The sequence below is a fragment of the Streptomyces sp. NPDC058231 genome, assembly GCF_042882275.1.
In the GTDB taxonomy this organism is placed as follows: Bacteria; Actinomycetota; Actinomycetes; order Streptomycetales; family Streptomycetaceae; genus Streptomyces.
Genome location: NZ_JBHVWN010000012.1, coordinates 51,278 through 63,952, shown reverse-complemented (window position 1 = coordinate 63,952; position 12,675 = coordinate 51,278). Strand labels below are relative to the sequence as shown.

The 12,675-nt window shown below is 69.3% G+C and carries 12 protein-coding genes; 7 read left to right on the top strand and 5 right to left on the bottom strand.

Going from position 1 to position 12,675, the window contains the following annotated elements:
• Positions 1–35 precede the first annotated feature (35 nt).
• The 5 genes from ACFVXE_RS11565 to ACFVXE_RS11545 form a co-directional block, all read right to left on the bottom strand.
• The gene (locus ACFVXE_RS11565; protein WP_389670842.1) at positions 36–1,313 is read right to left on the bottom strand and encodes an acyl-CoA dehydrogenase family protein; all 1,278 of its coding nucleotides are present in this window, start codon (positions 1,311–1,313) and stop codon (positions 36–38) included.
• 92 nt (positions 1,314–1,405) lie between these two features.
• Positions 1,406–2,464, bottom strand: coding sequence for a phosphotransferase family protein (locus ACFVXE_RS11560; protein WP_389670841.1), 1,059 nt, complete (start codon positions 2,462–2,464; stop codon positions 1,406–1,408).
• Positions 2,465–2,655: 191 nt separating this feature from the next.
• Positions 2,656–3,870, bottom strand: coding sequence for an amidohydrolase family protein (locus ACFVXE_RS11555; RefSeq protein WP_389670840.1), 1,215 nt, complete (start codon positions 3,868–3,870; stop codon positions 2,656–2,658).
• A gap of 108 nt (positions 3,871–3,978) precedes the next feature.
• The gene (locus ACFVXE_RS11550) at positions 3,979–5,163 is read right to left on the bottom strand and encodes a thiolase family protein (protein WP_389670839.1); all 1,185 of its coding nucleotides are present in this window, start codon (positions 5,161–5,163) and stop codon (positions 3,979–3,981) included.
• Positions 5,160–5,573, bottom strand: coding sequence for a Zn-ribbon domain-containing OB-fold protein (locus ACFVXE_RS11545; RefSeq protein ID WP_389670838.1), 414 nt, complete (start codon positions 5,571–5,573; stop codon positions 5,160–5,162). Before ACFVXE_RS11545 ends, ACFVXE_RS11550 begins: the two co-directional genes overlap by 4 nt.
• A gap of 467 nt (positions 5,574–6,040) precedes the next feature.
• Between ACFVXE_RS11545 and ACFVXE_RS11540 the strand changes: the two genes are divergently transcribed.
• From ACFVXE_RS11540 to ACFVXE_RS11510, 7 genes are all read left to right on the top strand, one after another.
• On the top strand, positions 6,041–7,255 hold the full coding sequence (locus ACFVXE_RS11540) for a CaiB/BaiF CoA transferase family protein (RefSeq protein ID WP_389670837.1): 1,215 nt from the start codon (positions 6,041–6,043) through the stop codon (positions 7,253–7,255).
• 106 nt (positions 7,256–7,361) lie between these two features.
• On the top strand, positions 7,362–7,814 hold the full coding sequence (locus tag ACFVXE_RS11535; RefSeq protein WP_389670836.1) for a MaoC family dehydratase N-terminal domain-containing protein: 453 nt from the start codon (positions 7,362–7,364) through the stop codon (positions 7,812–7,814).
• Complete coding sequence (locus ACFVXE_RS11530; protein WP_389670835.1) at positions 7,807–8,235, top strand: MaoC/PaaZ C-terminal domain-containing protein; 429 nt, start codon at positions 7,807–7,809, stop codon at positions 8,233–8,235. Before ACFVXE_RS11535 ends, ACFVXE_RS11530 begins: the two co-directional genes overlap by 8 nt.
• A gap of 170 nt (positions 8,236–8,405) precedes the next feature.
• Positions 8,406–9,809: a TetR/AcrR family transcriptional regulator gene (locus tag ACFVXE_RS11525; RefSeq protein WP_389670834.1), complete on the top strand. Its 1,404-nt coding sequence runs from the start codon at positions 8,406–8,408 to the stop codon at positions 9,807–9,809.
• A 158-nt stretch (positions 9,810–9,967) separates the two neighbouring features.
• Positions 9,968–10,738, top strand: coding sequence for an SDR family NAD(P)-dependent oxidoreductase (locus ACFVXE_RS11520; RefSeq protein ID WP_389670833.1), 771 nt, complete (start codon positions 9,968–9,970; stop codon positions 10,736–10,738).
• Between the two features lie 64 nt (positions 10,739–10,802).
• Positions 10,803–12,323 (top strand): class I adenylate-forming enzyme family protein, encoded by a 1,521-nt coding sequence (locus ACFVXE_RS11515; protein ID WP_389670832.1) that lies wholly within the window; start codon positions 10,803–10,805, stop codon positions 12,321–12,323.
• On the top strand, positions 12,317–12,619 hold the full coding sequence (locus tag ACFVXE_RS11510) for a hypothetical protein (protein WP_389670831.1): 303 nt from the start codon (positions 12,317–12,319) through the stop codon (positions 12,617–12,619). The genes ACFVXE_RS11515 and ACFVXE_RS11510 overlap by 7 nt, the downstream gene beginning before the upstream one ends.
• Positions 12,620–12,675: the final 56 nt, after the last annotated feature.

The window sequence follows — 12,675 nt, the reverse complement described above, 5'->3', positions numbered from 1 at the left end:
CCGGTCCGAGGCACCGCCTTGCCGCCCGCGCGCCGTCAGGCGATGCCGAGCTTCTTGTGGGCCGCCTCGATCTTCGAGGGGATGTGGTCGGTGGGCCACATCCCCTCCGCCGGCCGGTACTCCTTGAGGACCTGTCGGGCCACCTGCCGCAGGTGCACCTCGGTCGGGCCGTCCACCAGGCCCATCACCGGGGCGGTCACCCACATCTTGGCGAGCGGGGTGTCCTGGGTGACGCCGAGCGCGCCGTGCACCTGGATCGCCCGCTGCACGATGTCGTGGAGGACCTTCGGCGTGAGGAACTTGATCGCGCTGATGTCCTTGCGGCACTGCGCGTAGTCCTGCGTCTTCTCGATCTTCCAGGCCGTCTGCAGGACGAACAGCCGGAACTGGGCGAGTTGCGCGTAGGACTCGGCGACGTACGTCTGCACCGTCTCCCGCTCCGCGAGCAGCCGGCCCCGGGTGGTGCGCGACAACGCCCGCTCGCACATCATGTCCAGAGCCCGCTGGGCCAGCCCCACCGTACGCATCGCATGGTGGACCCGGCCGCCGCCGAGGCGGACCTGGGCCACCTCGAACGCCTTGCCCTCCTCCCCCAGCAGCGCCGTCGCAGGGACCCGGACATCGTCGTAGTGGAGGTAGCCCTCGGAGCCCTCCTCGGCCGGTTCGTGTATCAAGGCGAGATTGCGCTCGATGGTCAGACCCGGCGTGTCGGTGGGCACCAGGAACATGGACATGCCGCCGTGCGGGCCGGCCTCCTTGTCCGTGTACGCCATGACGATGCAGAAGGCGGCGTAGCGGGCGTTGGAGGAGAAGAACTTCCGGCCGCTGATGACCCATTCGTCACCGTCGCGCACGGCGGTCGTCCCGAAGCCGGACACGTCGGAGCCGCCCTGCGGCTCGGTCATCGAGTAACAGGAGAAGATCTCGCCGTCGAGCAGCGGCTGGAGGTAGGTGCGTTTCTGTTCCTCGGTGCCGAAGTGGGCGAGGATCTCCGCGTTCCCGGTGTCGGGCGCCTGGGTGCCGAAGATGACGGGGGCCCAGGTGGAACGGCCCAGAATCTCGTTGAGCAGCGCCAGTTTCACCTGCCCGTACCCCTGACCGCCGAGGGCGGGCTCAAGATGGCAGGCCCACAGCCCCTGCTCGCGCACCCGTTGCTTGAGCGGGTCGACGACCTTGCGGTGCTCATCGTCGAGCGGCTTGTAGTTGTCGTGCGGCCAGACGAGGTCCAGCGGTTCGATCTCCTCCCGGACGAACCCCTCGGCCCAGTCCAGCTTCTGCTGAAACGCGCGGTCCGTCTCGAAGTCCCAGGCCATGTCGGCTCCTTTTCGGTGTGGCTGCGGTGGCGGTGCGGCGCAGGGCGTGGGGCGCCCGCTCGCTGTCGCGGGTGAGGTCGTTACGGCTCGCCTCAGCGAAGGGTGGTCGTGCGGGCCAGTTCCGCGGCCTTGCGCATGAGTTCGAGGACCATAGGCCCGAACCGCGAGACCCGCTCGTCGGCCTGGCCCTTGGCGTAGCGGGCGACGCTGGCCTCCAGCACGATGGCGAGCTTGAAGCGGGCAAGCACCACGTAGTAGTCGACCTCGGTGACGTCCAGTCCGCTGACCGAGGCGTAGTGCTCCAGCAGGTCGTCCCTGGCAGGCATACCCGCGTAGTCGAGGTAGCGCGACTCCGTCATGTCGTCCCCCTCGGGCGGCCAGGCCACCAGGACCCAGCCGAGGTCGAGCAACGGGTCGCCGATGGTGGCCATCTCCCAGTCGATGATCGCGGCGAGTTCGGCAGGGGCGCCGTGCCGGAACATGACGTTGGCGAACTGGTAGTCACCGTGCATGATGCCGGGCCGGAACGAGGTCGGGCGGTGGGCGCGCAGCCAGGCGGCGGCCTCGTCGAGCCCGGGCAGTTCGCGGAAGCCGAAGCCCGACAGATGGGAGAGCCAGCGGTCGACCTGGCGGTCGAGGAAGCCGTCCGGCTTGCCGAAGCCTTCGAGACCGACGGCCTTCCAGTCGACGCGGGCCATCCTGGCGGCGCCGTCGACGAGTTGGCGGGCCAGTCCGGCGCGCGCCCGGAGGTCTGCGTCGAAGGGCGCCGCCCAGCCGCCCTGCATGGGGCTCCAGCCGTCGACGAGTTCCATGAGGTAGAAGGGCCTGTCGAGGACGTCCGCGTCGTCGGTGGCTGCCAGCAGCCGGGCGTGGGGGACGTCGGTGCCGGCGATGGCCCTCAGCAGCCGCGCCTCGCGCATCAGGACCTTCGCCTGGCCGGGTGTCGCCCGGCTCGGCCGCCGCAGCGCGAAGGAGCTGCCGCCGCGGCTTATCTCGTACAGCTCGTTCTGCGATCCCCCGGACAGAGGCCTGATCTTGGCCAGTTCTCCCGCCCCCGGCAGAGATTTCTCATCCATCCAGCGGGACAGGGCAGCGGCGTCCAACCCAGCTTCGCCGACGGCTTCTTCGGTGGTTGTCTTCTGATCGGCCATACGCGGAAATCTAATGACCCGCCCCGCAGAACGCAATTACTCGCAAGGGAAATAAAAAATGCACCCGCGGCGGGGGTTTCATTCCATGCGGAATTCTTCACCGTGCACGCGGATGCATTCTTTCGCCGCCGGACCGGCCGGATCGGGCAGCTGATTCCGTCAGCCGACGGAATCACCGTTCACCTTCACAGTCATTCGACACGGGGGAAGTTGAATACACGCCTGGCATTCCACTCCACCATCTTGTGGACCTCCTCGTCCGGCACATCGTTCATCAATTCGGAGACATAATGGCGGCTCTTGGGCCAGTTGGAGTCCGAGTGCGGGTAGTCGCACTCCCACATGATGTTGTCGACGCCGACCTTCTCGCGCCGGACGACGCCCTCCAGGTCGTCGATGAAGCAGCCGTAGAAGTGCTTGCGCCACAGGTCCGAGGGACGGACCTCCCTGTTGACGTTCTGGTACCAGCGGTGCTTCTCCCAGGTGAGGTCGATGCGCTCCAACAGGTACGGCACCCAGCCGATGCCGCCCTCGGACAGGGCGATCTTCAACTCGGGGAACTTGTGGAACACCGGGGAGAACAGCAGGTCGGCCGTCGCGTCCATCGAGTTGGTGCCGAACAGCGAGATCATGACCGCCATCGGGGCCTCCGGGGAGGTGATCGGCGGCTTGCCCGAGGAGCCGAAGTGCATGCACAGCGGCATCCCGGTCTCCTGCGCGGCCCGGAAGACCGGGTCCCAGTGGTCGGTGTAGAAGGAGGGCAGACCAAGTCCGACCGTGTTCTCCGGGAAGGTGATCGCCCTGGCGCCCTTGGCCGCACACCGGTAGATCTCCCGTGCCGCGGCCTCCGGGTCCCACAGCGGCAGAATGATCATAGGGATGATGCGGTCCGGGTACGCGGCGGCCCACTCGTCGAGCTGGAAGTCGTTCCATGCCTGGACCGACAGCAGTGCCAGCTCCTTGTCCTTGCCCTCCAGGAACACCGTGCCGGAGAACCGGGGGAAGGACGGGAAGCACAGGGCGGCCTGGACACCGTCGATGTCCATGTCGGCGACGCGGGCGTGCACGTCGTAGCAGCCCGGCAGCATGTCGGAGTACCGGGTGGGGTCCATCCCGTACTCCTGGGGCCGCTTGCCGGCCACGGCGTTGAGTCCGATGTTCGGGTAGATGCGGCCCTCGTACTGCCAGACCTGGGCCAGTCGCTTGCTGCCCTGCTCCCCGTGCCGGGCAGCGGTGAGGAGGGCCGCGGACAGGCCCTCGTCCCCGGTCTCGTTACTCATGTCCCTCTCGACGATGCGGGGGCCGGCGTCGAGGAATTTCTTCGGCAGCCGGTCCGCCCACAGGGACGGGGGCTCGATCAGGTGGTCGTCCACCGAGATGAGTTGCATGTGGTCCTGAAGCGGCAAGTTTCCTCCAAACTGGAGCCTCGGCGGGGTCTGCCCCGTCGGGACGGCGCGGCTCGGGGCCGCGCGCGATGATGCGTGGTGCGGGGCCGCGGTGCGGCTCCGGCGCGGTCAGGCGTCCCTGCGCAGCAGGAGACAGCCGGCCTCGGGGCCGCCGCCGATACCGACGGCGGCGACGGCCACATCCTTGGGAACCTGCCGGTCGCCCGCCTGGCCCCAGAGCTGTACGCACGCCTCGTGCAGGAAGCCGTAGCCGTGCAGACGTCCGGCCGACAGCTGTCCGCCGTGCGGGTTGATGGGCAGGCTGCCCTCCAGCCGGTAGCGGTCGGTGTCGTCGAGGAACGGCCCGACCTTGCCGTGCTCGGCGAAGCCCAGGGCCTCGATCCACTGCGTGCACAGATAGCTGAAGCCGTCGTAGAGCGTCGCGAGATCCACGTCGGCCGGGGTGAGGTCGGTGGTCTCCCACATGGCGGACGCGGCGTCATGGGCGCCCATGGTGGTCAGATCCGGCCGCTGGTCCCAGGAGTGACGGGAGTACAGCGCGGATCCGGCCGCCTCGATGGCGATCGGCGTCTGCGCGAGACCGCCGCTCTCCTCACGACGGGAGAGGATCACCGCGGTCGCGCCGTCGCAGGGCACGTCGCAGTCGTACAGACCGAGCGGCCAGGAGATGAGCCGAGCGCCCAGGTAGTCGTCCATCGTCATCGGCTGCCGGTAGATCGCGTTCGGATTGCGGCCCGCGTTGGTGCGGGCGTTGATCACGAGCTTGCCGATCTGCTCCCGGGTGAGGCCGAAGTCGTGCATGTATCGCTGGGCGTACATGGCGATCCAGTTGGCGGGCGAAGCGGCACCGAAGGGCATCCGGAACTCGCCGTGACCGGAGGCCCGTCGGGCCTTGTCCGCGAGGGCCGCGGCCCTGCCCCCGGCCTGAGCCGTGGCCTCGCACACCGCCCGGAAGCACAGCACGTGCGTAGCACGGCCGGTGGCGATGGCCGCGGCGGCATCCATCAACGTGCCGATCTGGCCCGATGTCTCCACGGAACTGGTGTGCCAGCGGGTACGCAGTCCGAGGGCGTCCCGCACGTCGTGCGTGGTGGCTCCGACGAAGCCGGCCTCCGCGGCGACCGGGCCCGGGTAGCTCGCCACCCCGTCGATGGCGTCCCAGTCGATTCCGGCGTGGCGCACGGCCCGCTCGGCGGCCTCCAGCGCGAGGTCGATGCCGCTGCGGCCGATCCTGCGGCCGATCTGCGACTGCCCGACACCGGTGATGACAGCGCGGTCGTCGACGAAGGTCATGCGCTCACCGGCCTGAAGAACGGAAGGGCCACGTCCTCCTGCTCGTCGAAGACCACCTCGACGGGCATCCCCACCTCGACGCGGTCGACCTCGCAGTCGACCAGGCAGGTGGTGAGCCGGACATCCGGCTCGTCGTCCAGTTCTACCGCGGCGATGACGTAGGGCGGCGGGAACGCCGGCAGCCAGGGATGGTGATTGATCGTGTACGCCGCGACCTTGGCGCGTCCCGAGACGGCCTTCGGTCCGACCTCGCGGCTGCGACAGCGAAAACAGGCGCCGACCGGGGGGTGGAACGAGCGTCCACAGGACTCGCAGTGGTGGATGAGGAGCTTTCCCTCGAAGCCACCGGTCCAGAACGCTCTCGATTCCTCCGTTATCTCCGGAAGTATGCGGCCCGGCTGTTCTGACATGGGTTTCCTCCGGGATCAACTGCGGCACCAGGTGCCGTCGTCGGCCTGGTGAACCCGGTGGGCCAACTCGTCGTGACCTCCGCGTCACCAGCCGCTCGGACCGTAACATCTGATAGTGGCGTCACGAAATAGCCGGGGGCCTCCCACCCTGGAATCACGTGATTTCGTCGCCATACGTCGGGCTCTTCGCGGGTTTCGCACCCAAGGCCCGCCGCCCCTCTGGACCACTCTCTGACAGTCGTGTATGAACATCACGAGTCGCGGCCGTCCATACGCCGGCCTACGACCTACAGAGGACGGAAGCGTCAGAAGAACATCGACCCAAGGCTCATCAGCCCACCTATCGACAGTCAGGGCCGAGCACCATAATGTACACAGCGTCAGATTTTCTGACAGTAGACAGGTTGCCACCGATCGGGCCGCCCCGCAGGACGGCCGGTTCGCGCGCACCGAAAGGAAGTCGTGCCATGGCCGAAGTCATGAGTGGTATCCGGGTCGTGGAAGTGGCCGCCTGGACCTATGTACCGGTGGCCGGCGCCATCCTCACCGAGTGGGGCGCCGACGTCATCAAGATCGAGCACCCGGAGTCCGGTGACCCCCAGCGCGGTCTCGTGACGTCGGGCCTGGTCCCCGCCGGTGGCGTCAACCACATGTTCGAGCTGCCCAACCGGGGCAAGCGCAGCGTCGGCCTCGATCTCAAGTCCCCACAGGGCCACGCCACGCTGATGAAGCTGGTCGCCGAGGCCGATGTCTTTCTCACCAACTTCCGTCCCGCGGCGCGCAGGAAGCTCGGCATCGATGTCGAGGACGTGCGCGCGCACAACGACCGCATCGTCTATGTCCGCGGCTCCGCCGCCGGACAGCGCGGGCCGGAGAGCGAGTTGGGCGGCTACGACCTGACCTCCTTCTGGGCCCGCAGTGGAGCCGCCCACAACGTCAGCCCGACCGCCCTCGGCTACCCGGTGACCATGCCGGGCCCGGCGTTCGGCGACGTCATGGGCGGACTCACCCTGGCCGGGGCGGTCTCCTCCGCGCTGCTGCACCGCGAGCGCACCGGCGAGGCGCTCACCGTCGACGGCTCGCTGCTGGCCATGGGCGCCTGGGCCATGGGCGCCACCATCGCGGGTGCCCACGCCTTCGCGATCGACGAGATGCCCAAGTCGACTCCCGACCGTCCGGCCAACCCCATGGTGAACAGCTACCGCACCGCGGACGGGCGCTACATCGCCATCGTCATGCTGGAGAGCGACCGCTTCTGGCCCGAGCTCATGCACGTACTCGGCAGCCCCGAACTCATCGACGACCCGCGCTTCGACAGCCACGCCAAGCGCATGGCGAACACGGACGGCTGCACCGAAGCGATCTCCGCCGGCTTCGCGAAGAAGACCCTCGCCGAGTGGCGGGAGATCCTCAAGGACATCAACGGCGCCTGGGCCCCCGTGCAGCGCCCCCGCGAGATGGTGAGCGACCAGCAGGTCCTCGCCAACGACATCATCGCCGACGTGACGGACGCGAGCGGAAACGACTTCAAGCTGGTTTCCGCGCCCGTGCAGTTCGACGAGCGGCCCGGCACGGTGCGCAGGGCCCCCGAGCACGGGGAGCACACGGACGAGGTGCTGCAGGAACTGGGCCTGTCGATGGAGGAAATCATCGATTTGAAGGTGGCGGGAGCCGTTCTCTAGAGAGTGCCGATCCGGCCGGGGCCGGCACTCACCTTTCCGATTCCTGTCTCCGGACACCGCGCGGCCGGCAGCACCGGGCGCGCCAGAACATCAAGAGGTGAGACACATGACCACGTCATCCGCGGAACCCACCGCGGTCGGCGCGAGCGCCACGCCGTACGAAGTCCGCGTGGAGCAGGGCAAGATCCGCGAGTTCGCGGCCGCCATGCAGTCCGACAACCCCTCCTACCAGGGTGCGGGAGCGGTGATTCCGCCGACCTTCCTGACCTCGGCCGTGCGCTGGGCCCCCGATGGAGGCCGGATCGACACCGGCTTCGTCCGGGCCCGGCTGCTCCACGGCGAACAGGAGTACGTCTTCCACGGCCCCCCGCCCGAGGCTGGTGCCGTGCTGGTGGCCCGGGAACGGCTCGTGGAGCGGTACGCAAAGGCCGGACGACGCGGCGGCAAGATGCGCTTCGCGGTGGTCGTCACCGAATTCCGCTCACCTGAAGGCGAGTTGCTCGCCGAGGCACGGGCGACCTATATCGAGACAGCGCCGAAGGAGGCAGGTCATGAGTGAGAGTACGGAGACGATCGTCGTCGGCGCCAAGGCCGGGCCGCGCACATTCGGCCCGTTGACCACGCAGATGTTCGTCCGGTACTCGGGGGCATCGGGAGACCTGAACCCGATGCACTACGACGACCGGCAGGCCCGCGCGGCCGGGTATCCCTCGGTCTTCTCCCAGGGCATGCACCAGGCGGCGCTCCTCGCCGGCTTCGCCACGGACTGGCTCGGCGCGCGCGGAGTGCGGCGGTTCCAGGTGCGCTTTCGTGAACAGGTGTGGCCCGGCGACGTGCTGAGCTGCTCCGGCGAGGTCACCGGGGTCCGGCCGTCCGACAACGGTGCGCGGCTGGTCACCGTCGCGCTGACCTGCGCGCGGCAGACCGGCGGCGTCGCCATCAGCGGCAGCGCCGACTTCGTCGTGCCATCCGGCTCCTAGAGCCTTTCGTTTGGATCAGGCTGGGCTCGCGGGATCTGGCACCGCACCTCGCCGCGTTGTCGTCGGTCGTCAGGGCTCCGCCATGACTCCCCCTCCTCCGCCTTGCGATGCACGGCACCAGACCCCGCTCCCTGATCCAGCCTGATCCAAACGAAAGGCCCTAGACCGCCATGCCGTCACCGACACCGCCGCACCCGCCCGGCCCCGGCAGAGGGCTCCAGCCCCGGGCGCCCACCCTGCCCGGCCCTGCATCCGCCGTCCGCCGCACCAGCTACGGTCCGACCAGTCCCGAGGTGGGCGCCCGGGGCGCTCACACCCGGCGCAGGATCGTCGACGCCTCACTGGGCCTCTTCGACGAGCTCGGCCTCCACCACACCTCCGTCGAGGCCATCGCACGCGCCGCCGGAGTCTCCCGCGCCACGCTCTACCAGTACTTCCCGGGCAAGGACCAGATCTTCCTGGAGCTCATGGACGAGTGTGCCCGTGCCCTGGTGCGGGTCGCGCGGCGGATCGGTGAGCTCGGACCCACCGAGATCGGCTTCGACAACCTCAACTGGTGGCTGGGTGAGTGGAGCTGGGTTTTCGACAAGTACCGGACGATGTTCGTGCAGTGGTCCTTGGTGGCCTCGGCCGACCCTGCGGTGCGACCCGAGGTCATCCACTTCGTCGAGGGCTACAACCACCGCATGGCCGCGCGCCTGGAGGCCGCCGACGTGTCCGGCGTGGACCCGGAGTCCGCCGCCGTGGCGATGACCGCGGTGGTGCACCGGCTGCACCTGTTCCGCCACACCGGCCGGGTGTACGAGGCCGACAGCCAGGAGCTGACGCAGGCCCTGTCGGTCTTCCTCCAGCTGGTGCTCTTCCCGGACACCCCAAATGAGGTACTGCTCCCCTTCCTCTCCACCGTCACGCCGTACACGCCGGTCGTTCCCCCGCCGCCCGAGTGCGAGGCGCTCTCGCTGCGCACACGGGTGCGCGGGCTGAGCCCGCGGGCGGTCGCGACGGTCGAGAGGTTGGTGGTGGCGGCGGCGAAGCAGTTCGCCGCGAAGGGCTACCACCGGACGAACGTCGACGACATCGTGGCCTCGGCGGGCCTCGCGCGCGGCACCTTCTACAAGTACTTCCACGAGAAGCAGGACCTGCTGCACACCGTGTGCGTCGAGGCGACGGCCGCGACGGTCGAACTGGCCGGCCGGCTGCGCCGGGTCGACGTCTTCGACGACGCGGCCCTGCGCCCGTGGCTACGGGACTTCGTGCGTTTCCTGGACCATTACCGGGGCTCGGTGGACGTGTGGTCGGAGCGGCTGGCGGAGGGCGGGGTGATCGTCGCCCTGGGGGCACATGCCCAGGGGGTGCTGGACCGGGCGTTGCTGGAGGTGCTGACCTCCGTGCGGCGTGACTACCCCTTCGATCCGCTCGCCGGAACACTGCTGTTCCGCGCCCTGCTGACCCGCGTGCCGGAGGCCATGCGCGAGGAGACCGAGATTCCCATGGGCGAGGAGCAGATCGTCGATCTGCTCGTCTTCAGTGTGCGCCGGGGGTTCTTCAGCCACCTGACCGCACCACCCATCTGACACTTTCGATAACTTCGCATGGTTCACGCGACGGGGGATCACACCAGCGACTCCCACCTGTTCTTGTCGCACCCCTGTACACCACGCGATCAACGTGTTTCCATCTTTCTGACAGAGCTGTCATCTTCGCGACTCGAGCGCGGGAGAGGAATTCCGACATGGACATCAGTCGGGTATCGGCACTCGTGACGGGCGGCGCCGGCGGCCTCGGCGAGGCCACGGTCCGCAGGCTCGCGGCCGAGGGCGCGGCCGTCGTCGTCGCGGACCTGGACGACGACCGCGGCAAGGCCCTCGCGGCGGACCTGGGCGACCGGGCCGTCTACGTACGCACGGACGTCCTGGACGAGGAGAGCGTGCGCGGCGCGATCGCCGCGGCCCAGGAGATGGCCCCGCTGGGTATCGCGGTCAACGCCCACGGCGGTGGGGCGGGCGCCTCCCGCGTGGTGGGCAAAGACGGCGAACCCGCCTCGTTCGACCAGTTCCAGTGGTACGTCAATCTGTTCCTCAACGGCACGTTCAACGTGCTGCGGCTGACCGCGGCGGCGATGGCGAAGAACCCCGCCGACGAGGCGGGCAACCGGGGTGTCGTGGTCAACACCGCGAGCATCGCCGCCTACGAGGGCCAGATCGGCCAGACCGCGTACTCCGCCGCCAAGGCCGGTGTCGTCGGGCTGACCCTTCCGGCCGCCCGCGACCTGACGAAGGCCGGTGTCCGGGTCATGGCCATCGCTCCCGGCACCTTCTTCACCCCCGCGTTCCGCATGGACCGCGAGACGGCCGAGCAGCGCTGGGGCTCCGGGGTCCCCTTCCCGCAGCGCATGGGAAGCCCTTCCGAGTACGCCGCGCTCGTGGCGCACATCGCCTCCAACGACTATCTCAACGGCGAGGTCATCCGCCTCGACGGAGCGCTGCGCTTCGGGCCGAAGTGACGGCCGTGCCGCCCGTCCGCTCCCATCACTCCGCTTCGAGCAGCCGCGATCGGACGACCACACCATGAGTATTTCGCTGATCCTCGAGATGGCCCTCGCCGGCCATCCCGGCCGGCCGGTGGTCACCGCCGACGATGTGACCCTGACCTGCGAGCAGTTCGCCGAGTCGGTCGCCGGGGCCGGAAGCGTCCTGCGCGACCAGGGCGCCCGCCATGCCGTCTTCCTGGCCGGGTCCGGGGTCGAACAGGCCACGGTGCTGTTCGCCGCGGCCCACGCGGGCATCCCGTTCTCGCCGCTCAACTATCGCCTCGGCAAAGAACAGCTGACGTCGCTGATCCGCCGCATCGAGGGCGCCGTCGTCATCGTCGATCCGCGGTATCTCCCCGCCGTGGCGGATGCCGGGGCCCCGGTCCTCACGCTGGACGAGTTCCGGGACCGGACTGTCGCCCGGGCCAGGGACCCCCTGCCCGCCGCCGACGTCGGCCCCGACGATCCCGCGGTGGTTCTGTTCACCAGCGGGACCACTTCCGCGCCCAAGGGCGTCGTGCTGCGCCACAGCCACCTGTTGAGCTACGTGATGGGCACGGTCGAGTTCGACTCGGCCGACGAGAGCGACGCGGCCCTCATCAGCGTGCCGCCCTATCACGTCGCCGGTACGGGCACGGTGCTGACCAACCTGTACGCGGGCCGCCGCCTGGTGTACCTGCCGGACTTCGAGCCCGGCCGCTGGCTCGGCCTCGCCCGGAGTGAGGGGGCGACGTCCGCGATGGTGGTGCCCACCATGCTGGAGCGCATCGTCCGCCACCTGGACGGGGCTCCCGCGGTGATCCCCACCCTCAGGTCCCTCTCGTACGGCGGCGACCGCATGCCGCGTCCCCTCCTGGAGACCGCGCTGCAAGCGCTGCCCGACGTGGGTTTCGTCAACGCCTACGGGCTCACCGAGACCAGCTCGACCATCGCGCTGCTCGGCCCCGAGGACCACCGGGCCGCAATGGAGAGCGACGACCCCGCGGTGCGGGCGCGGCTCGGCTCGATCGGCTTGACGGTACCGGGGGTCGAGGCCCTCATCCGCCGGCCGGACGGCTCGCCGGCCGCCGCCGGGGAGCAGGGCGAACTGTGGGTGCGCGGCCCACAGATCTCCGGTGAGTACCTCGGTACGGGGTCGGTTCTGGACGCGGACGGCTGGTTCCCCACCCGTGACCTCGCCCACCAGGACGCGGAGGGCTATCTGTTCGTCGTCGGACGGACCGACGACACCATCATCCGCGGCGGCGAGAACATCGCCCCGGCCGAGATCGAGGACGTCCTGGTGGAGCACCCGGAGGTGAGTTCCGTCGCCGTCGTCGGGGTGCCGGACGCACAGTGGGGCCAGGCGATCCTCGCCACCGTGGTGCCCGCTCCGGGGGCCGTGGCGCAGGCGGAGGAGCTACGCGCCTACGTCCGCGCGCGACTGCGCGGTTCACGCACCCCCGACCACATCGTCTTCCGGGAGGAACTGCCGACGACGGCCACCGGAAAGATCCTTCGCAAGGACATCGTCGTGGGATTCATCGCCGCGGCAAAGAACGGAGAGAACCAGTGCTGAAGCCCGGAGTCCGACTGCGCAGCCAGTGCTGTGCGACCGAGGTCATCGTCGTCCGCGTGGCCGGCGACCCGGAGGTCCGGTGCGGCGGGCACCCGATGATCGACCTGACAGCGACGCCCGCCCAGGGGCTCGTCCTCCACTCCGCGTTCACCGCGGGCAGCGCCCTCGGCAAGCGGTACACGGACCCGGACGGGAACCTCGAACTCCTCGTCACCCACGCGGGGGCAGGCTCCCTGTCGCTCGGGGCCCTCACCCTCGTACAGAAGACCGCCAAGCCGCTGCCGTCCAGCGACTGACTCCCCCGTCGGAAGATGCGCGTGCGCGGGCCAGGAGGAGAACTCCCGGCCCGCGC

What these genes read in the sequence shown, in the direction of transcription:
- ACFVXE_RS11565 (WP_389670842.1), bottom strand. Translation starts at nt 1,313, where the DNA reads ATGGCCTGGGACTTCGAGACGGACCGCGCGTTTCAGCAGAAGCTGGAC.
- ACFVXE_RS11560 (WP_389670841.1), bottom strand. Translation starts at nt 2,464, where the DNA reads ATGGCCGATCAGAAGACAACCACCGAAGAAGCCGTCGGCGAAGCTGGG.
- ACFVXE_RS11550 (WP_389670839.1), bottom strand. Translation starts at nt 5,163, where the DNA reads ATGACCTTCGTCGACGACCGCGCTGTCATCACCGGTGTCGGGCAGTCG.
- ACFVXE_RS11545 (WP_389670838.1), bottom strand. Translation starts at nt 5,573, where the DNA reads ATGTCAGAACAGCCGGGCCGCATACTTCCGGAGATAACGGAGGAATCG.
- ACFVXE_RS11540 (WP_389670837.1), top strand. Translation starts at nt 6,041, where the DNA reads ATGGCCGAAGTCATGAGTGGTATCCGGGTCGTGGAAGTGGCCGCCTGG.
- ACFVXE_RS11535 (WP_389670836.1), top strand. Translation starts at nt 7,362, where the DNA reads ATGACCACGTCATCCGCGGAACCCACCGCGGTCGGCGCGAGCGCCACG.
- ACFVXE_RS11530 (WP_389670835.1), top strand. Translation starts at nt 7,807, where the DNA reads ATGAGTGAGAGTACGGAGACGATCGTCGTCGGCGCCAAGGCCGGGCCG.
- ACFVXE_RS11525 (WP_389670834.1), top strand. Translation starts at nt 8,406, where the DNA reads ATGCCGTCACCGACACCGCCGCACCCGCCCGGCCCCGGCAGAGGGCTC.
- ACFVXE_RS11520 (WP_389670833.1), top strand. Translation starts at nt 9,968, where the DNA reads ATGGACATCAGTCGGGTATCGGCACTCGTGACGGGCGGCGCCGGCGGC.
- ACFVXE_RS11515 (WP_389670832.1), top strand. Translation starts at nt 10,803, where the DNA reads ATGAGTATTTCGCTGATCCTCGAGATGGCCCTCGCCGGCCATCCCGGC.